The sequence below is a fragment of the Burkholderia sp. A2 genome, assembly GCF_001729305.1.
Classification (GTDB): domain Bacteria; phylum Pseudomonadota; class Gammaproteobacteria; order Burkholderiales; family Burkholderiaceae; genus Burkholderia; species Burkholderia sola.
This window is the reverse complement of sequence record NZ_LZXX01000090.1, coordinates 157251-181350: the sequence shown is the minus strand read 5'-3', so window position 1 is coordinate 181350 and position 24100 is coordinate 157251. Positions and strand designations below refer to the sequence as shown.

The 24100-nt window shown below is 67.8% G+C and carries 25 protein-coding genes; 13 read left to right on the top strand and 12 right to left on the bottom strand.

Going from position 1 to position 24100, the window contains the following annotated elements:
- Positions 1-7: 7 nt before the first annotated feature.
- The 6 genes from pilP (at position 8) to pilV (ending at position 6318) form a co-directional block, all read left to right on the top strand.
- A complete protein-coding gene (pilP, locus tag A9Z05_RS12875) occupies positions 8-571 on the top strand; it encodes a type IV pilus biogenesis protein PilP (protein WP_256121978.1) in 564 nt (187 codons plus the stop codon).
- Positions 572-575: 4 nt separating this feature from the next.
- Complete coding sequence (locus A9Z05_RS12870) at positions 576-2360, top strand: GspE/PulE family protein (protein WP_069618425.1); 1785 nt, start codon at positions 576-578, stop codon at positions 2358-2360.
- A complete protein-coding gene (locus A9Z05_RS12865; protein ID WP_069618424.1) occupies positions 2350-3426 on the top strand; it encodes a type II secretion system F family protein in 1077 nt (358 codons plus the stop codon). Before A9Z05_RS12870 ends, A9Z05_RS12865 begins: the two co-directional genes overlap by 11 nt.
- A gap of 103 nt (positions 3427-3529) precedes the next feature.
- The gene (locus tag A9Z05_RS12860; RefSeq protein ID WP_069618423.1) at positions 3530-4084 is read left to right on the top strand and encodes a type 4 pilus major pilin; all 555 of its coding nucleotides are present in this window, start codon (positions 3530-3532) and stop codon (positions 4082-4084) included.
- Between the two features lie 52 nt (positions 4085-4136).
- On the top strand, positions 4137-4628 hold the full coding sequence (gene pilM / locus A9Z05_RS12855; protein ID WP_069618422.1) for a type IV pilus biogenesis protein PilM: 492 nt from the start codon (positions 4137-4139) through the stop codon (positions 4626-4628).
- The gene (gene pilV / locus A9Z05_RS12850; protein ID WP_084044223.1) at positions 4621-6318 is read left to right on the top strand and encodes a shufflon system plasmid conjugative transfer pilus tip adhesin PilV; all 1698 of its coding nucleotides are present in this window, start codon (positions 4621-4623) and stop codon (positions 6316-6318) included. The genes pilM and pilV overlap by 8 nt, the downstream gene beginning before the upstream one ends.
- A gap of 106 nt (positions 6319-6424) precedes the next feature.
- Here pilV and A9Z05_RS12845 read toward each other — a convergent pair whose 3' ends face one another.
- Positions 6425-7531 (bottom strand): type IV pilus twitching motility protein PilT, encoded by a 1107-nt coding sequence (locus tag A9Z05_RS12845; RefSeq protein ID WP_371090891.1) that lies wholly within the window; start codon positions 7529-7531, stop codon positions 6425-6427.
- 103 nt (positions 7532-7634) lie between these two features.
- On the opposite strand from A9Z05_RS12845, the gene sctC reads away from it, so the two are divergent.
- The 4 genes from sctC to A9Z05_RS12825 all read left to right on the top strand — a co-directional run bounded on the left by sctC (position 7635) and on the right by A9Z05_RS12825 (position 12921).
- Positions 7635-9398 carry a type III secretion system outer membrane ring subunit SctC gene (sctC, locus tag A9Z05_RS12840; protein ID WP_069618658.1) on the top strand — a complete coding sequence of 588 codons (1764 nt, stop codon included), beginning with the start codon at positions 7635-7637 and terminating at the stop codon, positions 9396-9398.
- Positions 9399-9438: 40 nt separating this feature from the next.
- Complete coding sequence (locus tag A9Z05_RS12835) at positions 9439-10623, top strand: PAS domain-containing sensor histidine kinase (RefSeq protein ID WP_084044222.1); 1185 nt, start codon at positions 9439-9441, stop codon at positions 10621-10623.
- A gap of 88 nt (positions 10624-10711) precedes the next feature.
- The gene (locus tag A9Z05_RS12830; RefSeq protein WP_069618420.1) at positions 10712-11497 is read left to right on the top strand and encodes a response regulator transcription factor; all 786 of its coding nucleotides are present in this window, start codon (positions 10712-10714) and stop codon (positions 11495-11497) included.
- An 83-nt stretch (positions 11498-11580) separates the two neighbouring features.
- Positions 11581-12921 carry a secretin N-terminal domain-containing protein gene (locus tag A9Z05_RS12825; protein ID WP_256121975.1) on the top strand — a complete coding sequence of 447 codons (1341 nt, stop codon included), beginning with the start codon at positions 11581-11583 and terminating at the stop codon, positions 12919-12921.
- 135 nt (positions 12922-13056) lie between these two features.
- Here A9Z05_RS12825 and A9Z05_RS12820 read toward each other — a convergent pair whose 3' ends face one another.
- From A9Z05_RS12820 to A9Z05_RS37750, 5 genes are all read right to left on the bottom strand, one after another.
- Positions 13057-13512 (bottom strand): molecular chaperone Tir, encoded by a 456-nt coding sequence (locus A9Z05_RS12820; RefSeq protein WP_040139485.1) that lies wholly within the window; start codon positions 13510-13512, stop codon positions 13057-13059.
- Positions 13513-13635: 123 nt separating this feature from the next.
- Complete coding sequence (locus A9Z05_RS12815; protein WP_006765597.1) at positions 13636-13845, bottom strand: hypothetical protein; 210 nt, start codon at positions 13843-13845, stop codon at positions 13636-13638.
- Positions 13846-14018: 173 nt separating this feature from the next.
- Complete coding sequence (locus tag A9Z05_RS12810) at positions 14019-14279, bottom strand: hypothetical protein (protein ID WP_011660757.1); 261 nt, start codon at positions 14277-14279, stop codon at positions 14019-14021.
- A 23-nt stretch (positions 14280-14302) separates the two neighbouring features.
- Positions 14303-15343 carry an HrpD5 family protein gene (gene hrpD5, locus A9Z05_RS12805; RefSeq protein ID WP_256121973.1) on the bottom strand — a complete coding sequence of 347 codons (1041 nt, stop codon included), beginning with the start codon at positions 15341-15343 and terminating at the stop codon, positions 14303-14305.
- A gap of 114 nt (positions 15344-15457) precedes the next feature.
- Positions 15458-15985 (bottom strand): hypothetical protein, encoded by a 528-nt coding sequence (locus tag A9Z05_RS37750; RefSeq protein ID WP_256121972.1) that lies wholly within the window; start codon positions 15983-15985, stop codon positions 15458-15460.
- Between A9Z05_RS37750 and A9Z05_RS37745 the strand changes: the two genes are divergently transcribed.
- Positions 15965-16675 (top strand): hypothetical protein, encoded by a 711-nt coding sequence (locus A9Z05_RS37745; RefSeq protein WP_256121971.1) that lies wholly within the window; start codon positions 15965-15967, stop codon positions 16673-16675. The two genes, A9Z05_RS37750 and A9Z05_RS37745, sit on opposite strands and share 21 nt — an antisense overlap.
- On the opposite strand, the gene sctS is transcribed toward A9Z05_RS37745, so the two are convergent.
- Genes sctS through sctU form a run of 6 tightly spaced genes read right to left on the bottom strand, consistent with a single transcriptional unit; the run spans position 16645 to position 22695 of the window.
- On the bottom strand, positions 16645-16908 hold the full coding sequence (gene sctS, locus A9Z05_RS12795) for a type III secretion system export apparatus subunit SctS (protein ID WP_027782683.1): 264 nt from the start codon (positions 16906-16908) through the stop codon (positions 16645-16647). The two genes, A9Z05_RS37745 and sctS, sit on opposite strands and share 31 nt — an antisense overlap.
- A 10-nt stretch (positions 16909-16918) precedes the next feature.
- Positions 16919-17575, bottom strand: a complete 657-nt coding sequence (gene sctR / locus A9Z05_RS12790; RefSeq protein WP_069618416.1) for a type III secretion system export apparatus subunit SctR — start codon at positions 17573-17575, stop codon at positions 16919-16921.
- Positions 17562-18686, bottom strand: coding sequence for a type III secretion system cytoplasmic ring protein SctQ (gene sctQ / locus A9Z05_RS12785; RefSeq protein ID WP_069618415.1), 1125 nt, complete (start codon positions 18684-18686; stop codon positions 17562-17564). Before sctQ ends, sctR begins: the two co-directional genes overlap by 14 nt.
- Before the next feature lie 7 nt (positions 18687-18693).
- The gene (gene sctP, locus A9Z05_RS12780; RefSeq protein WP_069618414.1) at positions 18694-19638 is read right to left on the bottom strand and encodes a type III secretion system protein SctP; all 945 of its coding nucleotides are present in this window, start codon (positions 19636-19638) and stop codon (positions 18694-18696) included.
- Between the two features lie 16 nt (positions 19639-19654).
- A complete protein-coding gene (locus A9Z05_RS12775; RefSeq protein WP_069618413.1) occupies positions 19655-21631 on the bottom strand; it encodes an FHIPEP family type III secretion protein in 1977 nt (658 codons plus the stop codon).
- Between the two features lie 5 nt (positions 21632-21636).
- Entirely contained in the window at positions 21637-22695 is a 1059-nt protein-coding gene (sctU, locus tag A9Z05_RS12770) for a type III secretion system export apparatus subunit SctU (protein WP_069618412.1), read from the bottom strand.
- A 334-nt stretch (positions 22696-23029) separates the two neighbouring features.
- Here sctU and A9Z05_RS12765 point away from each other — a divergent pair, with 334 nt between their 5' ends.
- Positions 23030-23641 (top strand): HrpB1 family type III secretion system apparatus protein, encoded by a 612-nt coding sequence (locus A9Z05_RS12765; RefSeq protein ID WP_256121970.1) that lies wholly within the window; start codon positions 23030-23032, stop codon positions 23639-23641.
- Positions 23642-23669: 28 nt separating this feature from the next.
- Entirely contained in the window at positions 23670-24068 is a 399-nt protein-coding gene (locus tag A9Z05_RS12760; protein WP_069618410.1) for a serine kinase, read from the top strand.
- Positions 24069-24100: the final 32 nt, after the last annotated feature.

The window sequence follows — 24100 nt, the reverse complement described above, 5'->3', positions numbered from 1 at the left end:
ATTGACTGTGCTGGTGCTCGCCTGCTGCTGGGCGTGGCCGTTGGCCGCGTTCGGCGAGGCCAGCGCCGCAGCTGCCACGGCCGCCGCGCCCGCTGAAGCGGCGCCGCGCATGAACGTCGTTCCGACGCCGGCCGCCGTGCAGGCAGCCAACGAACTGATGCGGCTACAGGAGGAAACGATGATCCTCAAGGCACAGCTGAAGAAGCTCGATGCGCAGGCGCAGGTGGCGGAGCGGCAAGAAGCGCTGCACCGGATGGGCAGTACCGTCTCCTCGTATTCGGACGTGTCGCTCGTGGCGACACAAGGGCTCGGCAAGAAGCTCGGCGCAACGGTGGCGACGAGCGACGGCGCGGAGTTCGACGTCGGGCCCGGCGATACGCTGCCCAACGGCATGCGCGTGGCGGCCATTCGCCCGGGCGCGATCGTCCTCGCATCGCAAGACGGACGGCGCACGACGCTGACCGTCTCCGCGAGCGCGCGGCAGCAGCCCGCGCGCAACGTGGCGTCGACAGGCTCGCCCGGCGTGCCGCCGGTGCCGACGCTGCCTGCCTTGCCGATGTCTGCGAGGTGACGCCATGAGTTCGTCTCCGACACCTCCGGGCAAGACACCCAACAGCGTGACGCCGCTGATTCTCTCGCGCGCCGTGAAGCCGATCGAAACCGATCCGTCTGTTACGCAGGTTCAGCCCACGGCCCCAGCCGCGCCGGCTCTCGCGCCCGTTGCGCGGCCACGCGAGCCGGTGCTGAGCGCCGTGGCCGCTGCCGCCGCCGCTTCGGTGCAGCCCGCGCAAACGGCGTCGCAAGGCCAGCCGCCGGGGCAGGCGCTGCCGCTCGCCGCGGTGGCGCGTCCGCTTTCCGACAGCGGCGAGTTCGCCGCGAGCGACGAGGAGCGCAAGTTTCTCTGTCTGCTCGACGACGGCACGCTGCTCGTTGCCGAAGGGCACGAAATGAATCCGTTCGTGCTGTCGTACTGCGCGAGGCTCGAACGGCTCAATTGCCGCTATACGACGCGGCTCGTGGCGCTCGATGCGATCAGGCGCAGCTATCAGGGCCCGCGCCGCGACGGCAGTGCCGAGCGCATCGATCACACGCAGATGCAGGTCGTCGCGAAGAACCTGATCACACGAGCGTGCGACGCGCGGGCCTCGGATATCCATATCCGTGTGAACCGCTTCAGCACGGAGATTCTTTTTCGCGTCCACAACGAACTCGTGCGCATGTCGGAGCAGACGCGCGAGTACGGCGAGCGGCTGCTCGCCACGCTTTATGCGGCGATGTCGAGCGTATCGGACAACACGTACAAGCCGAACGAGCGCCAGGACGCGGCCATCGGCGACCGCGACAAGCTGCCGGACCGGCTTTTCGGCGTGCGGATCGCGACGGCGCCCACGAGCGTCGGCAGCGTCATGGTGCTGCGGCTGCTCTACAACGATGCGGGCGAGGCGACGGCCCTGACCGAGCTCGGCTTCACGGTGGCGCAGGCGAACGCGTTCGAGCTGCTCGCGCAGCAGCCGCACGGCATGAACATCATCAGCGGCCCGACCGGCTCGGGCAAATCGACGACGTTGCAGCGCGTGCTGACGAAGCAATTGCGCGAGATGGCCGGCTCGATCCACGTCATCACCGTGGAAGACCCGGTGGAGTACCCGATCGAGGGCGCCGTGCAGACGCCCGTCGTCAACGCGCCGACGGAAGAGGCGCGCTCGCTCGCGTTCGCCGCCGCGATCGCGAATGCGATGCGGCTCGATCCCGATACGATCATGATCGGCGAGGTGCGCGATCGTGCGTCGGCGCAAAGCGCGTTGCGCGCCGCGATGACGGGCCATCAGGTGTGGACGACGGTGCACGCGAACGGCGCGCTCGCGATCGTGGACCGGCTCGTCGATCTCGGCTTGCCGATCGCGATGGTGACGGACGAATCGCTCGTCACGGGGCTCATCAGCCAGCGGCTCGTCAAGCTGCTGTGTCCGCACTGCTCGCGCCCGCTGGCCGAGTCGATGGCGCAGCTCGACATGGGGCTCGTCGCGCGCGTGAAGCGGGCCGTCGGCGCGCGGTTCGACGCGGTGCGCGTGGCCGGGCCCGGTTGCCCGCATTGCAAGAACGGCACGGTCGGCCGGACCGTGGTGGCCGAGGTCGTGCGCACCGACGCGACGTTTTGCGAATTGCTGCGCGCCGGGCGCAAGCCCGATGCGCAGGCGTACTGGCTTAGCGAGCTCGCGGGGCAGACGGTCGCGCAGCATGCGCTCGAAAAAGTGGCGGCGGGCCTCGTCGATCCGCGCATGGCGGAGCGCGTGGTCGGCCCGTTCATGCCGGGCAGCGGGGGGCGGCCCCAGCCGATCGGAAGCGGCTATGGCACTTGAGCTCAACCGGCGCTGGGCGCGCCTGCAACTCACGACGCAGGCACGCCTGCGGCTCTATCGCAAGATCGCGAAAATGCTCGCGAACGGTTTGCCGTTGCTCAAGATTCTCGAGGAGCTCGAGTTGCGTGCGTCGCACGAGGGCCGCAAGCCGAACGAGCCGCTGGCATTGACGCTCGCGGACTGGCGCAGCGTCGTGCAAAACGGCGGCATGCTGGCCGAGGCAATGGCGTGGTGGGTGCCGCATACCGAGCAGATGATCGTCATGGCCGGCGAGCAGTCGGGGCGCCTCGAGGCCGCGCTGCTGAACGTGTGCAACGTCGTGCAGTACAGCCGCCGGATCCGCACGGCCATCGTCGGCGGGTTGACCTACCCGTGCGTGATCGTGGCGATGACGATCGGGTACGTCTACCTCTTCGGCCAGCTCGTGATTCCCCGCTTCGCGTCGATCGTGAGCCCGGAGCGCTGGCACGGCGTGGCGAAGTCGCTCTACGAGCTGTCCCGGTTCGTGCAGGGCGGCATGATCTATTGCCTCGTGGTGCTCGCGATCCTCGTCGCGGCGCTCTTCTACTCGATGCCGCGCTGGTCCGGCAACGTGCGGGTCTGGCTCGACCGCTACCCGCCTTACTCGATCTATCGGCTCATTACGGGCTGCGGTTTTCTCGTCGCGTTTTCGTCGCTGCAGGCGGCGGGCTTCACGGTCGAACGCTCGCTCGCGCGACTGGCCACCGATGCGAAGCCGTGGCTCAGGCGGCGAATCGACGACATGCTCTTCGGCGTGAAGTCGGGGCTCAACGTCGGCGAGGCGATGAAGAACGCCGGCTACCGGTTTCCTTCGGAGGAGATCGTCGACGATCTGTGTGTGTATGCCGAATACAAGGGCTTCGCCGAGGCGCTGCACGCGATCGCCAACGAATGGATGACCGACGGCGTGGAGACGATCGAGGCGCAGATGCGCGTGGTCAACGGCGCGGCGATCGTCGTGCTCGCGCTCGTGCTGTCGTGGCTCATCAGCGGCTTCTTCGGAATTCAGCAGGAAATTGCGGCTTTGGCTCGGAGTCTGCATTGAGCCTGCCGTGTAATGGCGTGCAGGCGCAGTGCAAACGAACGGGTGTTGAAAGGAGAGGGCACGTGTTTGTCGAGTGCCGATTGAGGAAACCAAGGAGAGCAACATGAAGGTCAAGACCGTCGCATCGATTCGCGCCCGGGTGGGCAGCCGTGGGTCGCGGCGCATGCAGCGTGGCGCCACCCTGCTCGAAGCGATCGCCTATCTCGGGATCGCCGCCATCGTCGTCATCGGCGCCATTGCGCTGCTGCGCGGCGCATTCGGCAGTGCTTCGTCGAATCAGACGGCCGAGCAGGTGACGGCCATCCAGACCGGCGTCAAGAAGCTGTATATGGGGCAGACCAACGGCTACAACGGGCTGACGACGACCGTCGCCATTTCGGCCGGCATCATCCCGACGACGCTCGTCATCGACACCGCGGCAAATACCGTCACCGATGCGTGGGGGGGCGCAGTAACCGTTACGGGCACTGGCACCGGGACATTCACGATCGAATTCGATTCCGTGCCGACGGACGTATGCATCAACGCGGCATCTGCCGGCGGAACCTGGACGGCCGTCTCGATCGGCGGTGCGACGCAAACCGTGCCGGTAACGCCCGCCGCCGCTCAGGCGGCGTGTGCCGGCGGTGCGAAGAACATCATCTGGACCTCGGCCTGATCGCGGCCCGAGTATCGGCCTTCGCTCCGATTGACGCCACGAGCCGCCCGCCATGTTCCTGATCTGGATCGTCGCCGCCTTCGCGATGCTGACCGGTGCCTATGCGCTGCTCGGCGCCGAGGCGGCGCCGGCACCGCTCGCGCCGTCGGCGATGGCGCTCGCGGCGAACATGAGCGCCTACCGGCAGGCCGTGGTGGCCTACGCGCGCGCCAACCCGTCGTTCGCCGGCAGCGTGCCGGCGGCGAGCCTCGCGCCTTACCTCGGGGCGACCGTTCCCGATCCGATGTGGCGGAACTACGTCCGGCCCAATGCCGGCTATGCGGGCAGCCTGGTCGTGGTCTATGCGGCGTCGGCGTCGGCGTCGGCGGCAGCCGCGGCCGCGGTCGACGGCATCGAGCAGATTGCGCAGGGCTCGGCGCTGGCCGGCGTGGCGCTCGGCGCCAACCTCGTGTCCCCCGGCAACCCGGCGGTGCCGCTGCCGGCCGCCCTGGCGAACGCGATCCCGAACGGCATGCCGGTATGGATGGCGCAAGCGTATGACTGAGCGCACCCGTACCCTTGCCCGCACCGGCATGCGGCGCGCCGGCCCGCGCGCGCGGCCGGCTCGCCGCATGTCCGGCTTCACGATGGTGGAGATGCTGGCCGTGCTTGCACTTGCCGCATTGATGATGGCGGGCCTCGTCGCGCTCACGAACTCGTCGCTCGACGATACGCGCGCGCAGCAGGCCGCGCTTTATCAGTCGCAGCTGACGGCGGCTGCCACGCGGCTCATTCGGCAAAACTACACGGCGCTCGCGGCCCAGGCCACGACCACCTCGCCGGTGATCGCGAAAATGACCGGCTCGACGTATCAGCTGTCGACCTACCTTCCGAATGCGTTGAGCGGCACGAATCCCTACGGTCAGGCGCCGTGCCTGCTCGTCTACGCGGCCCCGGGCGGCGCCAGCCCGGTGGCGTTGCAGGCGCTGCTCGTCACGGAGGGCGGCCGGACCATTCCCGATCCCGAACTCGGCTACATCGCGGCGAACGCCGGCCCGGGCGGCGGATCGATCCAGGCGACGAACAATGCGATCGGCGCGGCCATCGGCGCCTTCGGCACGTGGAAGATCGATACGCCCAACCCGGCGAATACATCCTGCACAAACAAGAAAACGGGCACGGGCCATCTCGCGAGCCTCATTTTCTACGACGGCACGCAGGCGCAGAACGTCGACTATCTGTACCGCGTGGCCGTGCCGGGCAATCCGCAGGCGAACACGATGCAAGTGCCGATCGTGCTCGCGCGGCAGATCGACTATGCCGCCTGCACGCAGCCCGGCGCCATCGCGGCCGACGCTTCGGGCAACGTCCTGAATTGCGATGGAGCGCAGAACCTCTGGGTGCCGCAGGCGGCCTATCACTGGCGCGAACCGGTGGACGACGAAGCGGCGCTCGCGGGCGTTGCCGCGCATCGGGGCGACGTGCGGCTCACCGTCGCGACGAATCGGGCCTATGCGTACAACGGCGCCACATGGCAGGCGCTGGCGGTGGACGAAGCGGGCAATCTCGCGCTCGGCAACGCGCACGACGTCGGCGACCCATGCCCGCCCGCGCCGCAGAATTCGGCCATCGCCCCCGCGTCGGCGAGCACGACGCTCGTCTCCACCGATGCGAACGGGCGCGTGCTGTCGTGCCGCGGCGGCAGGTGGCAAACGCAAAGCGAAATCGAGCCGGCGTCATCGCTCACGGGGTGTCAGCTCGTGATGGCCAACCCGAACGGCGCGGGCGATTACTCGGCCTGCACGGGCCAGCCGGCGACGAACTTCCAGTCGGGCGCCTATTCGTACAACGGCAGCAACGGGACGTACTCGTATACGTTCAGGACGACCGTCAATCTCACCAAGCCGGGGATCATCGTCGCGTCCACGTGGGCGCACCTGAACGACGGCATGTGCAACGGCCCCACCGGCAACCGGGGGCAGCTCTCGCAGAGCATCGACATCATCGACGGCGGCAACCGCAACCTCGGGCATACGGAGAGCCAGACGCCGACGCTTCAGGACGATTCGGGCGGGATCAACAACGCGCTGTCCCAGGCGGGCACGCCCGGCACCTACACGATCGTCGTGACGACGAACTGGGCGACGTACGCCGGTATCACGACGCCGTGGATCAGCAGCTTTTGCGGGGAGTCCGGCCAGACGGTCTGGAACACGCCCGTCGCGGCGGGCTGGACGATCAACTCCTACTACTGAGCGCCCGACCGTGAGCCTATCCATACCGCACACCTTCGCAGCATCGTCACGCACGGCGCGACCGGCGAAAGCGGCGCCATTGCGCCGGCGCCGCCGTCGCGCGGGCTCAGTGCGGCGCGAGCGTCTGCAGCATTTCGTGCAGCTCGAGCCGGTTGTAGGTCGCGCGCAGCACGTCGCGCGGCAGGCATTGCTGCTTCGATACGAGGCTGAAGAGGTGATCGTTGAGCATGCGCGACATGTTGTCCTCCTTGCGTTTCATGAACTCGGCAAGGTACGGCAGCTTGCCCGGATCGGTCAGCAGGCCGCTGATCTGCTGATTGTTGTTGAAGAGCAGTTCGCTCGCCAGCACGAAGTTCTCGCCGTCCTCCGTCGGCACCAGGCATTGGCAGATCACGCCGATGAGGCAGTTCGCGAGCGCGGCCGCATAGCGCTCGCGCTGCTCGGCCGGAAAGAACGACAGCAGTCGCGTGAGCGTGCCGATCGCGCTGCCCGTGTGCATCGTCGCGAGCACGAGGTGGCCCGATTCGCCGGCCTGCAGCGCCGTCTCCGCCGTCTCGGGGTCGCGCACCTCGCCCACCATGATGACGTCGGGTTTTTGCCGCAGCGCCTCGCGCAGGCCGGCCGAGAAGCTCGGTGTGTCGGTGGGCACTTGCCGCTGCGAGACGATCGACGTGCGGCCCTCGAGTTCGTATTCGATCGGCTCCTCGATCGTGACGATGTGGCTGTTGCGCGTGCGGTTGATGTGCTCGAGCAGCGACGCGATCGTCGTCGTCTTTCCCGAGCCGGTCGGGCCCGTCACGAGGATCAGCCCCTTGGCGCTGTCGATCATCGAGCGCACGTACGCGGGCAGGCCGAGCTTGTCGAGCGCGAGCGGCTGCAGCGGCAGGCGCCGGATCGAGATGACGAGCTTGCGGCCGCCATTGGTGCGGTAGATGTTGCAGCGAAGGCGGCAGCGCGTGAGCACGAACGGGCGATCGATCGCGCCGTGCTGAAGCTGCGCCTCCCAGTCGGGTTCGATCGAGGCCAGCGTGGGCAGCATTTCGTCGTGCAGCACGGGCTCCTCGCCGACGGCGAGCCAGCCGCGCGGCGCCTTGATCATGATCGGCCGGTCCTGCTCGATATGGATGTCGGTGAAAGTCTGCCGCAGGTCGATCAATTCGAGAATCTCGCGCGTCAGGTCGCGACGTTCGTGACTCGGAGCGTTCATCGTCAGTGCCCTTCCTATGAAAGATAGTCGGAACTTACATGAAAATTTTGTCGATGTGTCGGAGAAGCACCCGGCGGCGGTGCGTACGTTTCATCGCGGGCGGCGCGTCATGAACTGGGCTCGCCGACTGGGCACCGTGGCCCTCGCCGCCGCGCTCGCATTCGGGGCGACCGCCCCCGTTGCCGAGGCGGCGGCCGTGCGCTGGAAGTCGTCGATCGTCGATTACGAAGCGCAGGGCAAGGACATCAAGGATGTGCTGCGCGACTTCGGCGCGAGCCAGGGCGTCCCGACGCGCATCGCCGCCGATGTGAGCGGCACCGTGAGCGGCAAGTTCCATCTGCCGCCGCGGCGCTTTCTCGATACGCTCGCGGCGTCGTTCGGCTTCGTGTGGTACTACGACGGCGAAGTGCTCGACATCACGACGGCCGCCGAACTGCAGAGCACGCTCGTGAAGCTCGATTCCGCCGATACGGGCGCGCTGCGCGACGCACTCGACCGCCTGCGCATCGCCGACGAGCGCTTTCCGATCGTCTACGACAGCGCGCAGGGCACGGCGCTCGTGAGCGGGCCGCCTCGCTACGTGCAGATGGTGACGAACGTGGCTTCGCGGCTCGACAACAACGCGGCGCATCGAAGCGGCACGCAGGTACGCGTCTTTCCGCTCTATCACGCGTGGGCGCACGACCGCACGGTGCCCATCGACGGCCAGCAGGTCACGCTGCAGGGCGTGGTGGCCGTGCTCAACGGCATCTACCACCCGGGCACGGCCAAGGCCGCCGACAAGCGCGGCGAGGGCGGCCGCGCGGCGAGCGGCGTGAAGCGCACCACGCCGATCAACGACGTGAACGGCAATGCGTACAACGGCCCGTACATTCCGCCGCCGGTGCCGTCGGGCGCGGCCGGCAAGGGCATGTTCGCCGGGCTCACCGGGCAGCCTTCGCCGGCCGTGGCGGCGGCGGTGGGCGAGCCGCCGCCGCCGCAGAACACGAGCACGGCGCCGGCGAGCGACGATCAACTGCCGGTCATCGTCGCGGACCAGCGCACGAACTCCGTCGTGATTCGCGATACGGCCGACCGGATGGATCAGTACGGCAAACTGATCGATCGCCTCGACGTCAAACCGCAACTGATCGAGATCGAGGCGCACATCATCGAGATCGACGACGACGCGCTGCATCAGCTCGGCGTCGACTGGACCGCGCACAACAGCCACGTCGACGTACAGACCGGTACCGGCACGCTCGCGCAGAGCACCTACAACGGCACGCTCTCGCAGAACTTCGGCCAGACGGCGCTGGCGGGCAACATGCTCGCGGCGGCGACGCCCGTGGGCGCATCGGTGGCCGCCGTGCTCGGCGACGCCGGCCGCTATCTGATGGCGCGCATCTCGGCGCTGCAGCAGACGAAGGCCGCCAAGATCGACGCGAGCCCGAAGGTCGTCACGCTCAACAACATCGAGGCCGTGATGGACAACCAGACGCAGTTTTTCGTGCCGGTGTCGGGATACACGTCGGGCGATCTCTACAGCGTGTCGACGGGCATCTCGCTGCGTGTGCTGCCGATGGTCGTGGAGGAGGACGGGCGCACGCGCATCAAGCTCGACGTGGCGATTCAGGACGGCCAGCTCACCGATCAGACGGTCAGCAACCTGCCGGTGATCCAGAACAGCACGATCAACACGCAGGCGTTCATCGAGGAGGGGCAGGCGCTGCTCATCGCCGGCTATCGCGCGGACAGCGCGACGATGGGCGTGACCGGGGTGCCCGGGCTCTCGAAGATTCCGTTGATCGGCGCGCTCTTCAGGACCGACAACCGCCAGAAGAGTCACATGGAGCGGCTCTTCCTGCTGTCGCCGCGCGTCATCTCGCCGTGATTCACCGCAACCGCCCGCACCGGGGAATGCAGGAGGCCATGTGAACGAATCCCATACTCAGCCGCATTCGCTGCCCGGCGTGCCGCCCGGGGAGCAGCCCGAGCCGCGGCCCACCCCATCGGGCTTGCCCGCCGACGCATGCGGCGAGGGCGCCGTCGATCGCCGCCTGTCCGACGACGACGCGCGCCGCCTGCGCGGGCTGCCGTGCGGGGTGATCGTGCTCGATCGCGCGGGCGCGGTCGTTCACGCGAACGCGCGTGCGCTCGAGATGCTGGCGATGACGCTGCCCGCGGGCGTCGATTTCAGCGTGGCGCTGAGCGAGCGCTTCGAGATGACGGACGTGCCGCGGCTGCGCGATCTCGAGGCGGGCCGCGAGGTACGCGTGGACGATTCGACCTTCTGGATCCAGGCGGGCCCCGCCGGTGCGGGGTCGGGCGAATCCGTCATCGCCGTGACGGACGTGACGCCGTTCGCGCGCTCGCTCGACGAGCGAGCCATGTCGCTGCGCTTCTTGCTGCACGATCTGCGCTCGCCGCTCAATTCGATCAGCGCGCTCACGCAGCTCGATGCGAGCGACCCGGAGGCGTTCGAGCGCTGCGGCGGCATGCAGCAGATCACCTCGCTCGCGCAGTACGTGCTCTCGCTCGGCGAGCAGTTCATCTTCTCGTCGGTGACCGAGCATTTGCAGGCGCGCGACTTCAAACGGTTCGATCTGCGCGCGACGCTGCGCCAGATCATCTCGCAGCTGGAGGTCACCGCCGTCTATTGCGGCGTCGCGCTACACTTGTGGCTGCCCGACAGCGCGCCGCTCTGGGTGAGCGGCATGCGCAACTTCGTGGCGCGCGCCGTCCAGAACGTCATCGACAATGCCGTTCGCGCGTCGCCGCGCGGCGAGGCGGTGACGGTGTCGATCCGGCAGGCCGGCGGTTTCGCCGAGGTGGTCGTCGACGATCGCGCGGGCGGGCTGCCGGGTCTCGTCGAGGGCGATCGGCTGACCGACTTCGAGAAGCTCGGCAAGCGGACGGCAACGGGCTTCGGTCTCGGGCTCAAGCTCGCCGTGCAGATCGTCGGCATGCACGGCGGCGCACTTTACGCCGAGCTCAACGGACAAGGCGGTACCATGTTCGTGCTGCGTCTGCCGTGCCTGAATCCTGTCGCCGCGAAGCCGCACGCGACATCGCTTGTCGATGCCGACCGCGCGTTGCGCGCGGCGCGCCGCGAGTGAGGCGCCAGCGCGCGGCCCGTATTCGTTTGACACGCGTTGCGCGGGCCGGGCGCCGACTCCCGCGCGGCCGTCAGAACCAAGAGTTCACATGAAATCGCTTGCAGGCAAACCCGTACGCATTCTGTTCGTCGAGGACGACGTCGCGCATCACGCGCTCATCCATTCCTGGCTCAAGAGCGAGGGCTACCACGTCGACGCTTTTCACAGCGGGCTCGACGCGCAGCAATTTCTGTCGGAGCAGTGGGCCGATCTCGCGATTCTCGACTGGGATCTGCCGGGCGTGTCCGGCGACAAGCTGCTGCAAAAGATCCGCAGCCGCTCGCAATCGATCATGCCCGTGATTTTTCAGACCGTGCACTCGGCGGAGTCCGACATCGTGCGCATACTCGATGCGGGTGCCGACGACTATCTCGTGAAGCCCTACGACAGGCAGGTGCTGCTCGCGCGCATGCGCGCCCTGCTGCGGCGCTTCGCGCCGATGAACGTGCAGGGCCGCAAGATGTTCGTCGACGACGAATGCGTGCTCGATCAGCAGGCGCGCTCGCTCGTGGTGGCGGGCGTGGCGCACAAGCTCGGCACCAAGGAGTTCGACATTCTCTGGCATCTCGCTCGGCACACGGGCGCCGTCGTGCTGAGGCAGGATCTGATGAGCGTGGTCTGGGGCTGGGATGCGGCCGTGCAAAGCCGCTCCGTCGACATGTACGTGAGCCGCCTGCGTGCGAGCCTGAAGGCGGCCGGCGTCGGCTGGACCGTGCAATCGGTCTATGCGACGGGTTACCGCTTGACCCTCAAGCCGGATAGGGATCAGTCGGGCGCCGATGCGTCGGGCGCCGATGCGTCGGGCGCCGGTGCGTCGCCGGAAGGTACCGCATGAACGCGGCACGAATGCGAGCGCTCGCGCGCGGCGCCGTCGCTGCCTTCGTCTGCGCGGCCACCGTGCATGCGCAGGCGGCGAGCATGGCGTGGGCCGGCGGCTCCGGCGCCCGTTTCGTCTACGCGACGAACGGCGCGGGCCTCGCGGAGGTCCTGAATGCCTTTGCGGCGGGGCAGCACGTTGCGCTGCGCATCGACGGTCAAGTGGAGGGCGCCGTGAGCGGCCGTTTCGCGATGCCGCCGCAGCGCTTTCTCGATGTCATGAGCCGTTCGTACGGATTCGTCTGGTACTACGACGGTGCGGTCCTGCATGTGTCGCCCGCGAACGAGCAGGCGCATATCGCCATCCGGCCTCACTTCCTTTTGGCGAATGCGCTGCGTGCGTCGCTCGAGCAGGCAGGTCTTGCCGATACGCACTTCCCGCTGGCGGTGGACGCCGCCGCGCAAACGGTGAACGTGCGCGGGCCGGCGACCTACGTGGAGCGTATTCGTGCCGCGGCCGAGCGCTTCGAACGCGACGCGCGAGCGCGCGTGCGTTTGTCCGTGCGGGTGTTTCGCCTGAGTGCCGCGAATGCCGCCGACGAAACGCGCGTGGTCGATGGCCGCACGCTCGTCGTGCCCGGTGTGGCCACGCTCTTGCGGCGCCGTTTCGAGCGCCCGGCCGTTGCGAGCGGGACCGCCGTCTCCGATGCACCGCGGATCGTCGAGTTCGATGCGGCGTTGCCGGTGATCGAAGCGGATGCGACCACGAATTCCATCCTGATACGCGATCGGGCCGAGCGCATCGACGCCGACGGCGCGCTCGTCGCCAGCCTGGACGTGCGTGCGCAGCTCGTATCGGTCCAAACGTGGGTGGTGGATGTCGATGGCGACGCGCTCGACGCGTTGCGGCCCGCGCTGCCGCCGGCCATGGCCGACGGGGCAGGCGCGGAGCAGGCGACGGCGGACGTGCGCGAGCACCGCGATGCAGGTGTCGCGCCCGACGGCGGCCGCGCGCTGATCGCGCAGCTCAAGGCATTGGCCAGGAGCGGCCGCGCCGAAATCGAGGTGTCGCAAACGGCGCTCACGCACGACCGCTCGCCGGCCGTCATCGACCGCCACGAGGCACGCCTCGCACGCCGTGACGAGGATGACCTGCCCGATGACGGTGCCCGCGACCTCTGGCTCTCGATTGCACCGACGGTCGAAGGCGCCGCGTCGATGCCGCGTATCGGCTTGCGCGTGGAACTGGGGCGCCGCCGCGATGCGCGCGGCTATCGGGCGGTCGACGAAAGCCTGGCGCCGGGCGAGTGCCTCGTCATCGACGGGCCGGCGGGGCACGGAAGCGATGTCGCGCGTCGCGCGGACGATACCGGTTCCGGCAGTGCGGGAGACGGGAGCACGCGCCGCCGCCTCGTCTTGCTGATCCCGCGCGTGGCGGCATAGCGCCGAGCGGGTGGGCGCCCGCGACCGCGTGAGCGTGAAGCGACGTGCCCTGTACGAACGGATGCGATGGCTGGCCAGGCATCGATGCGCGCGCGGATGCGCCCGTTGCCTGAAGCGCGCTTGCGCTCGCCGGGCTTACGCCCGCAGCCACATGAAATTGCCCGAGGCGATGCCCTCGAACATTTCGTCCGGCGATTCGAGGATGTTGTTTTGCCAGTAGCGGCCGTGTTCGGCGTAGTGCGAGAAGAGATCGGCGAGATAATCGCCGGTGATCGTCGGGCCCATCGGCAGATGGACGAGCAGCACGACGTTGCCCGTATCGGATTCGAGGCACAGTTGCGCCTGGTCCTGCGCGTAGACGAGCAGGTTGGCCTCGAGCATGAGCCGAAAAACGACGAGCGACCGGCCGGGCGTGACGGCGCCGTAATGAAAGCTGACATAGACCGAATCGGGGTCGGTCTCGTGGTGGTCGAGATGGACGTCGAACCCCTCGATCTCGAGCGTTTGCGTCTCGACGACGTACTCGGCGTCGGGCAGCCCGACCACCGCGCAAACTTCGTGAATCAACTCGACGAAACGTTCCCTGCTCATGGGCGGCAATCTCCGGCGAAAATAGGGCGGCCCGCTTGCAAAAAAGCGGGGGCACGTAGCCGGAAAGCCGGGCTTTCCGCCTTCGTGCCCCTCGCGCGAACGGACTGCGGCAACGCGAGCGGCTTACTGGCCCTTCGCGGCGTCGGCGATGTTCTTCGCGCCGTTGTTGCCGACGGAAGCGAGCGCCGACGTTTCCTGCTGCTGCATGTTGATCTGCATGGCGGCCATCGTCATGGCGTTGTTCTGGTTGGCCATGGCCTGCATCTGGCCGACCATGTCGGCGTTTTGCGAACCGGCTTGCGAGACGCCCGAGCTTCCGATCGATGAAGACATGATGTATTCCCCTTATCAAGAAAGTGATGGAAAAAGCACTGCTATGGGTTGACGCCTGATGCTTCGGTAAAAGGCCCGTGGCCGTGGTGGCCGCCGGTCCGGACCGGCTGACGCGCAGCCGGATGCTGCAACTGCAAACTGTTCAACCGTCTTCCGTATCGCCGCGGATGCCGTCAAAGCGCCGCGCCACGGGCGCTGTGGCGCTCCTGCAGCGTGAGCACGATGCGGCGCGCCGCGATCATCCCGCGATAAAGCTTTTGCAGATCGAGCCGCTCGCGCTCGTCGGCCGCGGACTGCGTGGCCGTACTGATCCGGCGCGCGGTTTCGTCGAAGGCCGCCGCGATGCGCGCGACCCGTTGCGCGCCGTCGGGCGCCGAGAGCGTGGCATCGAGCGCGTTCAGATCCTGCGCGATGGGAAGCAATGCGTCGTACATGTCGGTTCCTTTGGTGGTCGAGGTCAATTGTTTGCTTCGTTCCCGCTGCTCGCGAACAGATGCTTCGTGCCGTCGGGCGTCTCGATGTAGCGCAGCCCGCCCGTGGCGATCACCGACGTGTACTCGACATCGGGCGTGAGCGCCTGCGCCTCCTTGACATCGACGTCGACGCGCTTGACGTTGTCGCCGAGGTCGGCCCTGATACCCGCTATCAGCGTGCGGAAGGTCGTCATCGACTGCACGCTGCCGCTCACGCGGAAGACGCCGTGGCCTTGGTAACTCACTGCCGCGCCCGTGCCGGCGAGCGACTGCTGGATGTTGTCCACGTCTTGCTGCGCGACGTCGTATTCGCGCCGCACCTTGCCGCGCGCGAGGCTGTCCATGATCCGCTGCGCCTTCGCGCTTTCGTCGGTGCTCGTCACGATGCCACGCACCGCCACACTGTCCTTGCGTGCCATTGCCTGCAGGTCGCCGAGGCCTTCGCGGTGCAGGGCCTCCTGCAACTGCCGTGCGAGCGCGTCGGCGTCGAACCTCACGCTCGCCGCTTCGCTCGACTGCGTACCCGCGAACATCACACCGGCCACGGCGATGCCGCCGATCGCAGCGGTGCAGGCGAGCGCCAGCACGGCCGTGCGCCAGGGCACCTTCGGCGAATCGGCCGGCGCGTGGCCGGCGCCGGGTTCGTCCGCATGGGCCGGGGCCCGATCCGGCGCGCCGCTATCCGCGTCAGCCCCCGTCGCGGTGTCGGTGGCAGGCGGCTCGGCCGTCTTCCAGAGGCCCGCCAGCAAATCGAGATCGCGCGGCCAGGCTTCGCCGTCGGGGCCCACGCAAAACACGACGTCGCCGAACGGCACGGCCACGAAGTCCGCCACGAGCACCTCGTCGCCGTTCGCCGAGCGGATCCGCGCCACACCGTCCTCGCCCACGCAAAGCTCGATGTCCTCGACCGTCCAGTCGCTGATGCAGACATCCGAGTGCTCGGTGGCGCCGATCCGGTAGGTGCCGCTCGTGAGCCGGACCTGGGCTCCGGCGTGGGTGCCGGTCAGTACTCGAAGCGCTTTCATGATCGTGGTATCCGTGTATCCGACGTGGGTCATGCGGTTGCCGTTGCTGGTCGCCGCTCCGGCGTTTCGCTGCTTCGCGCATCGGGCCGCCGGGCCTTGACCGTCGAAATCAGTTTAGGGTTTTGCCGGTGGCGCAGCCGGCGCCATGCGAACTTCGAACGTCTTATCCGAAGCGCCGGCCGTGGGCTTGGCCGTCCCTTGCCGCGCGGCGCCGGTTGGACCACCCGTCGCGCCGCCCGTGACGGCGGCGCCGGCGGGCACCCCGCCGGCCGGCAGCGCGGCTTGCGTGTCGAGAATGCGTTGCTTCACGGCCGCGATCGATTGATCGTCGTACGAGTATTCGATGCCCGCGCTCTGGCGGGCGAGCGTGTTGTCGAGCGATACGCCGAGAAGCCCCGCCACCGCGGCGGCCTTGCCCGGGGTCGCGGCACTTTGCATCAGTGCCGCATGGCGGTGCGCGTGAAGCCGGGCAGCATTGCGCCGAAGCGCCATCGGCGAGCGCATCGCGAGCAGCATCGGCACCGCCAGCAAGGGCCCCAGCTCGACCTGCGCGGCAAGCCGCAGCACCTCCTTCGCGCACGCCGCCGCGAGTTCGGCCGGCAAGTCCGGCGCACCGAGCTTGTGCGTCGCGAGCAGTTGCATCGTGGCCGGGAGCGGCTGGCTGCGCGCGGCGGCCTTGGCCCGGCCCGCCTTGCCGATCGCGAACTTGCGCGGTTTGTCGCGGCCTTCGCCGGACTGACGGCCGTCGCGCCGAGGCTGCCCGTCGCGCGGCGCACCCTGCTGCGGCTGCCCCTGCTCTTCGCCGTGCTGATTCGAGCCGCGATCGTGCCCATGGCCGTTGCGATGCTGTTGCTGCCCGTCGCCGTGTTGCTGATCGCGCTCGCGCTTTTGCTGCTGACCCTGCTCGTGCTTGCGTTCGCGCTCGTGCGGGTGTTCGTGTTCATGCTCGTGCCTGGGCTCGAGCGCGTGCGGGTCGTCCGGCCGCTCGTGAGCCGATGCCTCTTTGCCCTGCGTCTTCGCCGAGCCCGCCGGCCGCGGCCGTTGGCCGAGCTGGCGCATCAGCTTTTGCGCGGAAGGGGGCGGCGGCTTGTGCATGCCTTCGGCAAAACGCTTGCCGCGGTAGAAAGCGGCGGCGAGCATCTTGTTGTGCTGCATGCGCGCGCGCTGCATCTTCGTGTGCTGCACCTTCACGCCCGTGAAGCCGCGCGCCTGGGTCATCTGCCCCACGTGCTCGGCGCCGGCCTGCGCCTGCTGCGCGAGATCGGCGGCGTGGTGGCCGTGGTTGTTGCGGATCGGCGAATTCACGACGGCACCGCGAGCGTGATGATCTGATTGGCGAAGCGCAGGATCGCGGCGGCGCCCCAGGCGCCGATCATGAGCACGGTGGCCACGACGGCCACGAGCTTCACCGCGTACGAGATGCTTTGGTCCTGCATCGACGTGATGGCCTGCACGAACGAAATCGCGAGGCCGGAGAGCGCGGCGACGGCCACTACCGGCATCGAGACGGACAGGCAGAGCAGCAGGCCCTGCGAGGTGATGCGAACGAGCGTATCGGTTTCCATGGTGCGCGCCTCAGCGATAGGTCATGACAAGACCGTGAATCAATGTGGACCAGCCGCTCATGACGACGAACAGGAGCAGCTTGAACGGAATCGCGACGTTCGTCGGCTGGACCTGATTCAGGCCCATCGCCATCAGCACGTTGGCGATGACGAGATCGACGACGATGAATGCGATGTACAGCAGAAAGCCGATCTTGAAGGCGTCGGTCATCTCGGTCAGCGTGAAGGCCGGGGCAAGGACGATGAGGTCGTCCTCACGGATCTTCGCCGCCATGTCCTTCGGCCAGACCACGGTTGCCGAGCGCACGAAGAACCGCTTTTCGCGCTCGTGCGCGTGCTTCTTCAGAAAGGCGCGAAACGGCTCCTTTGCCGCATCGAAGGCATCGAGCACGACGAGCGACGTGTCGCTGCCGGGGGTACGGTGCATCGTCTGCATGGTTTGCATGGCCTGCATGCCGATCGGCGCCATCACGTAAGCGGAGACGAGGACCGCGATGCCGTTGAGCACCATGTTCGGCGGCACCTGCTGCACGCCGAGCGCGTTGCGCAACAGTCCGAGCACGACCACGATCTTCGCGTACGAGGTCGCGACCATGGCGACGAACGGGATCAGGCTGATCGCGACGACGGTGATCAGCAGCCCGGTGAGATCGCTAAACTGAACCATGGCCGCGCGACAGCTGAACGAGACGCACGCCGAGATGATCGCCGACGCTCACGAGTTCGCCGAAGCCGATCGTCTGCCCGTAGGTGACGAGCCGCACGCGCGCATCGGGCAGCGCGGTGGGCAGCTCGAGCACGTAGCCCGCGCGCAGCGCCGAGAGCTGGGCGACCGGCATCGAAACCGTGTCGATCTCGAGCTTCAGCGGCAGGTCCAGCTGGCTGATTTCGACGGGCGTGTCGATCGAATCGGTAAGCGGCGCGTTGAACTGCGTCTCATGGCTCATGGTGGGGTCCTCGCTCAAGGTCATCAGATGGTGGGTGACGTCTGCCACGGCGCGCAGCTGCCGCGTCCCGTAGCGGCCCCAGACGACTTGCATCGGGGCGGACGAGTGCTCGCTCGCGAAGAGCGCGCGGGTGGCTTCGGGAACGGCACGCAAGATGACGTCCCCCGCGCGCAGCGAATCGAGCGTCGTCACGTTCATGGTTTTCTCGCCGATCCGCAGCCGGCCCGGTACGGCGATCTCGCTGACGTGGGTGGCGAACGGCGTGCATTGCCGGGCCACGAGCGTTTCGAGCGCGTCGAGCCAGCCGCTGTCGATGTGCTCGATCACCGCATCGAAGCGGGTATCGCCCAGGCGCAGCGAGAGCGCGCAGCAAGGCCCGCTCGGCGGCTGACGCGCGGCGCGTTCGAGCGAGACGATTTCCACGCCGTCGAAGCCGAGCGCTTGCAGGGCGCGCCGCAGCGGATCGAGCAGGATCGCGCATACGGCATCGCGCAAGCGCTCGTTGACGGGCTCGTCCGACGCGACGACGCTCGCGAGCCCCGTGTGCTGTCCGACGTCGATGCGCACCGCGGCCGTCTCCATGCCCCAGCGCACGCGCACGACGGCGGCGCGCTCCGGCGCCACGAAGTCGTGCGCGCCGACGCTGAAGGCCGAGACGCCGAGCGCGTGAGCGAGCAGTGCGCTCAGGCGCTCGTCGACGGCGAGCCGATGCTGGCGCGCGGTGGCGGCCGCAAGCGCGGGCAGCCGCGCGGGATCGAGCAAAACGGCTACCGCCGGCGCTTGGGCGCCCGCCGCAACGTGGTCTGTCAGTAGCGTTCGTGTGGTATCCATATGGGTTTTACGTGACGATGATCTCGACGCTGCGCGCGCCGTCGAAGCGGCCTTGCATCACTTCTTCGAGGCTTGTGCGCAACGTCGCCGCATGCTGTGAGATTAGTTCGCGCGAGCGTGCGTCGGTGGTGTCGAAGCGAAGCGTCAACTGGAAATGCGAAAGCGCGAGGCTCAACGTGCAGCCTGGCAGCAGCGCCGGATCGATGGGAATCGTGATCTGCCAGTCGCCGCTTGCGAACACGATCGGATTGGCGCAGAAGTCCGACACCTCGGCGACGATCGAATCGACGAACCGGTTCATGTCCTGGCCCGTGCGCGCCGGTGCCTGCACGGCGACCACGGCGTGCGGGCCGCCTGCTTCGGGGCGCCGCGGCTCGCGCGCGGCTTGAACGCGCGGCGTGTCCGGCGCAGCCGTCGATGGCCGGGCGTTGGGCGGCCTCTGCGGTGAAAGCGGCGCCGCGCCGCGCGCCGGCATCGGCGTCGGTGCGGGCATCGTCGAATATGCCGGCACATGCACGAGCCCATGCATGGCCGAATGCACCGGCACGCGCATCGTCGAATGCATGGGCGGATGAATCGTCGCAGGTACCGGAGCGGGCACCGGGGCTGCCGATCGGGCGTGCGCCGCAGCGTCGTCGCGGTCGTCGCCGGAGCCGGCCTGTGCGTCGTCGTCGCGCTCGCCGCTGCCGGCATCGTCGCGATGTTCGTCCGCGGCGAACCCGGCGACCGGGTAGAGCGGATCGGCTGGCTCGGCGAATGGCGGCTCGGCCGGTGCGGCGCACGGCTGCCCGTCGCCGGGCGCTTCCGATGCGCCGGCGCGCGTGCCTTCGCGCAGGCGCTGAAAAAGGGCGGCCTGGCGGCTCAACTGCGCGGCCGGCATCTCGGGTGCGGGGTCGGTGTGCGCGGCCGGCGCCGCGATGACGCGGGCGCGATGAGGGGCGGAGGAGTGCATGGCGCGGCTCCCTCGATCACATCGCCAGGCGGCCGACGGGCTGGAGATCGACATGCGCGCCGAGCTCCTGGTACGAATACACGGGCAGCCAGGGCAGCCGTGCCTCGATCATGCGCTTGATGTAGCGCCGGATATCCATCGACGCGACGAGCGCCAGTGGCTGCTGCGGCGTATCGCCGACGATGTCGGCGATCTTGCCGACGAGCTGGCCGATTTCGTCGGGCGGCAGCGCGAGGAAGTTGCCCGTGGGGGTCTGTTTGATCGACTGCCGGATGTGCTGCTCGACCTGAACGTCGACGAGTACGACGGGCAAATCCCGCACGCCACCCGTCGCGCGATAGGCGATGAGCCGGCCGAGCTCCATGCGGATGTACTCGGTCAGCATCAGCATGTCCTTCTCCTTCGGTCCCCAGACGATCAGGCTTTCGGTGATGCTGCGGATATTGCGCACGGGCACGTCTTCCTCCAGCAGCCGGCGTAGCACGTCCGCCATCTTCTGCAGCGGCAGTGCCTTTTGTACCTCCGCGACGAGGCCCGGGTAGTCCTCGTTGAGCTGATCGAGCATCCACTGTGCTTCCTGGATGCCGAGAAAGAGATGGGCATTGCGCCGCAGCAGGTCGATCGTGTGGCGTGCGATCAATGCTTCCGGTGTCGCCGCGGCGGCAGGCGCGTCCGCGGCGCCGCCGTCGGCCGCCGCGTGTACCGCGCGCGTTTCGGCGAGCGTGGTGCGCCCTTGCGGCACGTCGAAGATGAGCACTTCGTAACTGTCTTCGGGCAGCGTGCCGTCGGACCACATCATGATGCCGGGGAACGGCAGGCCGACTTCCGATTGCAGCGCGTGGCGCTGTGCGTCGAACGCGCGGTCAAGGGCATCGGCCGCGAGGCGCGCGCTGACGTCGGCTGCGAGGCGCACGCCGAGCGGACAGGTGAACTGCGGCGGGCGTGGCAGGATCGACGGCGCGTCGCCCTTGGCGCCGGCGCGCTGCAGTGCCCCCACGGGCTTGCCGGCGCCTTTGGCAGGACCATCCTGCTTTTTCTGCAGACGGTAGCCGACGAAGCCGAGCAGCCCGGCGAGCAGCGCGAAGAGCGCGGCCGGAAAACCGGGCACGGCGGCGAAGCCGAGCAGCAGCAGCGCGGCGAAGTACAGCGCGCGCGAGCTGCTCGTGAACTGGCGCCTGATGTCTTCGCCGAGGGAGGAATTTCCATGGTCGCCGCCTTCGTCCACGCGCGTGATCATGACGCCCGCGGCCACCGAGATCAGCAGCGAGGGAATCTGCGAGACCATGGCGTCGCCGATCGAGAGGACCGAGAAGCGGTTGGCCGCCTCGCCGGCCGACATGCCGTGATAGGCGACGCCCACGGCGATGCCCGCGACGATGTTGATCATCGTGATCATGAGGCCGGCGATCGCATCGCCTTTCACGAACTTCATCGCGCCGTCCATGCCGCCATGCAATTGGCTTTCGATGGCGAGCCTCGCGCGTTTCCTGCGGGCTTCGTCCGGCGTCAGGATGTTCGCGCGGAGGTCGGCATCGATGCTCATCTGTTTGCCGGGCAGCGCATCGAGCGTGAACCGTGCCCCCACTTCGGCGACGCGCTCCGAGCCCTTGGCGATCACGATGAACTGCACGACGGAGATGATGACGAACACGACAAGGCCGACGACGAGATTGCCGCCCACGACGAGTTGGCCGAAGCTTTCGATGATTTCGCCGGCATCGGCATGCAGCAGGATCGACTTCGTCGACGCGATATTCAGCGAGAGCCGGAAAAGCGTCGTGAAGAGCAGCACGGACGGGAACGCCGACAGCGTGGCGATATGGCCCACATACATCGTCACCATGAGCAGCGTGATGCTGATCGTGATGTTGATCGCGAGCAGCCCGTCGATGATGGCGGGGGGCAGCGGCAGGATCATCAGCGAGACGATCGCGATCAGCAGGACGGCGATGCCGGCCTCGCCGATGCCGGGCAGTTTCATGGTCTTGAACATGTCCACTACTCCGTGGTGGCGGTTTGAGGCGCGAGGCCGTCCACCCAGCGAAGAATCGCGGCGACGACTTCGAACAGTTCTTCGGGAATCGGCTGATTGAGCGGCACCTTGTGCAGCATGCGCGCGACGGGCGGGTTCGCGACGATGGGCACGCGCGCGTGCATCGCCTGCTGGCGCAGCCGCAGCGCCTGCTCGTCGAGGCCCTTGGCGAGGACGACGGGCAGCGGAAACTCCGCCGGGTCGTAGCGCAGCGCGACCGCGTAGTGAACCGGGTTGACCACGACGACGTTCGCGCGCGCGACGCCGCCTTTCGGGCCTTCCTGCGACATCTCCCTGGCCATGCGCTTGCGCTCGCCCTTGAGTTCGGGGTTGCCTTCGCTTTCCTTGTGCTCGCGCTTCACCTCGTCTTTCGACATCCGGTTCTTGCGGATGAAGAGCCACTTCTGCAGCTTGTAGTCGAACGCGCCGATGACGACGAACACGCCGAGCGCGACCACGACCACATGCATGAGCACGGACCACAGCACGCCGATCAACTGCGGTACGGACTGATCGAGCGCGCTCGCCACCACGGGCATCGCGCTTTTGATCGTCTGCCACATGACGGCGACGAGAATCGCGGCCTTGCCGACCATCTTCGCGAGGTCGATGGCCGAGTTCATCGAGAAGATGCGCTGAAAGCCGGACCCGGGGCTGACCGACGCAAGCTTCGGCATCACGGCTTTCAGCGAAATCTTGAGTCCCGTCTGGGGGGCGAGCGCGATGATGGCGGCGACGAGCGCGACGGCCGCGATCCCGCACAGCAGACCGAGCGCCTGCAGGCCGATATGAACGAGGATGGGCCAGAGGTCCTGCAACTCGCGCTCGCCGTGGGTGAAATCGACCGCTTCCTTGACGACCGCGCGCAGCGTGTCGGCCAGATAGTGCTGACCCGCCGTCAGCACCAGCACGATCGAGCCGAGCGACGCGACTTCGACGAGGTCGGTGCTCTTCGCGACCTGGCCTTCCTCGCGGACCTTGTCCAGCTTCTTGTCTGTGGGCTCTTCGGTTTTCTCGTCGCTCATGACCGCTGTCCTTCGCTTGTCGCCGGCACGCACCCGGGATGGGGCGCCCCGATGCAACGTTAGCGGCGCCGCGGTATCCGGCGCGACGGCGATGCGAAGCAAGGACAAGGGCTGCGAAGCGGGCGGCGCGACGGCGCGTCGCTCGGGCGCAGGCCACGTGAGCAAGGCAACCCGCGCGGCGGCGGGCGCGCGCGAAGGCGTCCGCGAAAGCGGCTCGGACCGCCGCCGCATCGCATGCGGCGCTTCGCAATTCGTTGTGCGACTTCGTGCCCGGCACGTGGCGCGCCCGTCGTGTTGCGTAACTTAGCGTCAACGGAAGGCCACGCCTCATCGGGTGCGGCCCATCGGATCGAATCTGATTTCCTTGGGGGAAAGGATGGACGTTCTGAAGGATCGGCCGCAGTGCCCATCGGGAGTCGTCGGCGCGATCGTCGACCTGGTCAGGGTGGCATTGGCCCGCGCAGGCACGCCGCAGCAAGTCGACATCGACGATCTCGAGCACCTCGTCGACGTGCTGCATCTGCTGCGCCCGGATTCCGCCGAATTCGCGTTTTTCGACGGCTGGCTGCATATGGTGCGCGCGGAATGGAGCGAGGCCGAACGGCTCTTTCGCAATCTGGTCGAGCGCGCGGTGTGCCTGCCGGCCAGCAAGGGAATGTTGCTGCAGTGCCTGAAGGCCCGCCAGGAGTTCGGTTGGCAGGACGAGGCCCGACACCTGCTGGAGGAGGGCGGCAACGAAGAGGTTGAACGGCTCGCGAAGGTTCTGCTTGCGAGCGAGGAGCTGAAGCAGGCGGTCGCGACCGCGAAGCGCACGGGCCGCTTCGTTGCGCCGGATTCCGCGCTCGCGTTCGAGAACGGCGCGCACGCCGAAGACGGCGAAGCGGTCGCGACGCCGTCGTCCTCATCCAGCGACATGCTGCTGACGATGCAGTACATGCGCGTCTGAGCCTGTTGCCCCTACCAGGAGAAACGAAATGAGCATCACGACTGCATCGCAACTCCAGTACGAACTGGCCCGCGTCACCGGCACGACGCCCGCGGCGCCGAATGCGGACGCGATATCGCAGCCGCTCGTCGACAAATTCCAGGCGATGATGGCTTCGGCGCCCCACCATGCGGCAGCCGTCCACCCGACCGAGCGCGCGGACCTCGTGACGAAAGCAGTCGAGGAGCAGGCGGACTATTACCGGCAAGTGCCGAACGACGTGCTCTATATGACTCAGCACATGAGCGCGCTGTCGATGGAACGCCTTGCCGCCGCCGACATGACGATCCAGCTCGAGATCGCAAGCCTGAACGCCGATCTGCAGGTGAAGATGGCGACCGTGCAGTCGTCCAAGGACGCCGTGCAGACGCTCATGAAGAACCAATGACTTGACGTTCTCCTCTCCCTAAAGAGAGAGGA

What these genes read in the sequence shown, in the direction of transcription:
- A9Z05_RS12870 (WP_069618425.1), top strand. Translation starts at nt 576, where the DNA reads ATGAGTTCGTCTCCGACACCTCCGGGCAAGACACCCAACAGCGTGACG.
- A9Z05_RS12865 (WP_069618424.1), top strand. Translation starts at nt 2,350, where the DNA reads ATGGCACTTGAGCTCAACCGGCGCTGGGCGCGCCTGCAACTCACGACG.
- A9Z05_RS12860 (WP_069618423.1), top strand. Translation starts at nt 3,530, where the DNA reads ATGAAGGTCAAGACCGTCGCATCGATTCGCGCCCGGGTGGGCAGCCGT.
- pilM (WP_069618422.1), top strand. Translation starts at nt 4,137, where the DNA reads ATGTTCCTGATCTGGATCGTCGCCGCCTTCGCGATGCTGACCGGTGCC.
- pilV (WP_084044223.1), top strand. Translation starts at nt 4,621, where the DNA reads ATGACTGAGCGCACCCGTACCCTTGCCCGCACCGGCATGCGGCGCGCC.
- sctC (WP_069618658.1), top strand. Translation starts at nt 7,635, where the DNA reads ATGAACTGGGCTCGCCGACTGGGCACCGTGGCCCTCGCCGCCGCGCTC.
- A9Z05_RS12830 (WP_069618420.1), top strand. Translation starts at nt 10,712, where the DNA reads ATGAAATCGCTTGCAGGCAAACCCGTACGCATTCTGTTCGTCGAGGAC.
- A9Z05_RS12825 (WP_256121975.1), top strand. Translation starts at nt 11,581, where the DNA reads ATGGCGTGGGCCGGCGGCTCCGGCGCCCGTTTCGTCTACGCGACGAAC.
- A9Z05_RS12820 (WP_040139485.1), bottom strand. Translation starts at nt 13,512, where the DNA reads ATGAGCAGGGAACGTTTCGTCGAGTTGATTCACGAAGTTTGCGCGGTG.
- A9Z05_RS12815 (WP_006765597.1), bottom strand. Translation starts at nt 13,845, where the DNA reads ATGTCTTCATCGATCGGAAGCTCGGGCGTCTCGCAAGCCGGTTCGCAA.
- A9Z05_RS12810 (WP_011660757.1), bottom strand. Translation starts at nt 14,279, where the DNA reads ATGTACGACGCATTGCTTCCCATCGCGCAGGATCTGAACGCGCTCGAT.
- hrpD5 (WP_256121973.1), bottom strand. Translation starts at nt 15,343, where the DNA reads ATGAAAGCGCTTCGAGTACTGACCGGCACCCACGCCGGAGCCCAGGTC.
- A9Z05_RS37750 (WP_256121972.1), bottom strand. Translation starts at nt 15,985, where the DNA reads ATGCAACTGCTCGCGACGCACAAGCTCGGTGCGCCGGACTTGCCGGCC.
- sctS (WP_027782683.1), bottom strand. Translation starts at nt 16,908, where the DNA reads ATGGAAACCGATACGCTCGTTCGCATCACCTCGCAGGGCCTGCTGCTC.
- sctR (WP_069618416.1), bottom strand. Translation starts at nt 17,575, where the DNA reads ATGGTTCAGTTTAGCGATCTCACCGGGCTGCTGATCACCGTCGTCGCG.
- sctQ (WP_069618415.1), bottom strand. Translation starts at nt 18,686, where the DNA reads ATGGATACCACACGAACGCTACTGACAGACCACGTTGCGGCGGGCGCC.
- sctP (WP_069618414.1), bottom strand. Translation starts at nt 19,638, where the DNA reads ATGCACTCCTCCGCCCCTCATCGCGCCCGCGTCATCGCGGCGCCGGCC.
- A9Z05_RS12775 (WP_069618413.1), bottom strand. Translation starts at nt 21,631, where the DNA reads ATGTTCAAGACCATGAAACTGCCCGGCATCGGCGAGGCCGGCATCGCC.
- sctU (WP_069618412.1), bottom strand. Translation starts at nt 22,695, where the DNA reads ATGAGCGACGAGAAAACCGAAGAGCCCACAGACAAGAAGCTGGACAAG.
- A9Z05_RS12760 (WP_069618410.1), top strand. Translation starts at nt 23,670, where the DNA reads ATGAGCATCACGACTGCATCGCAACTCCAGTACGAACTGGCCCGCGTC.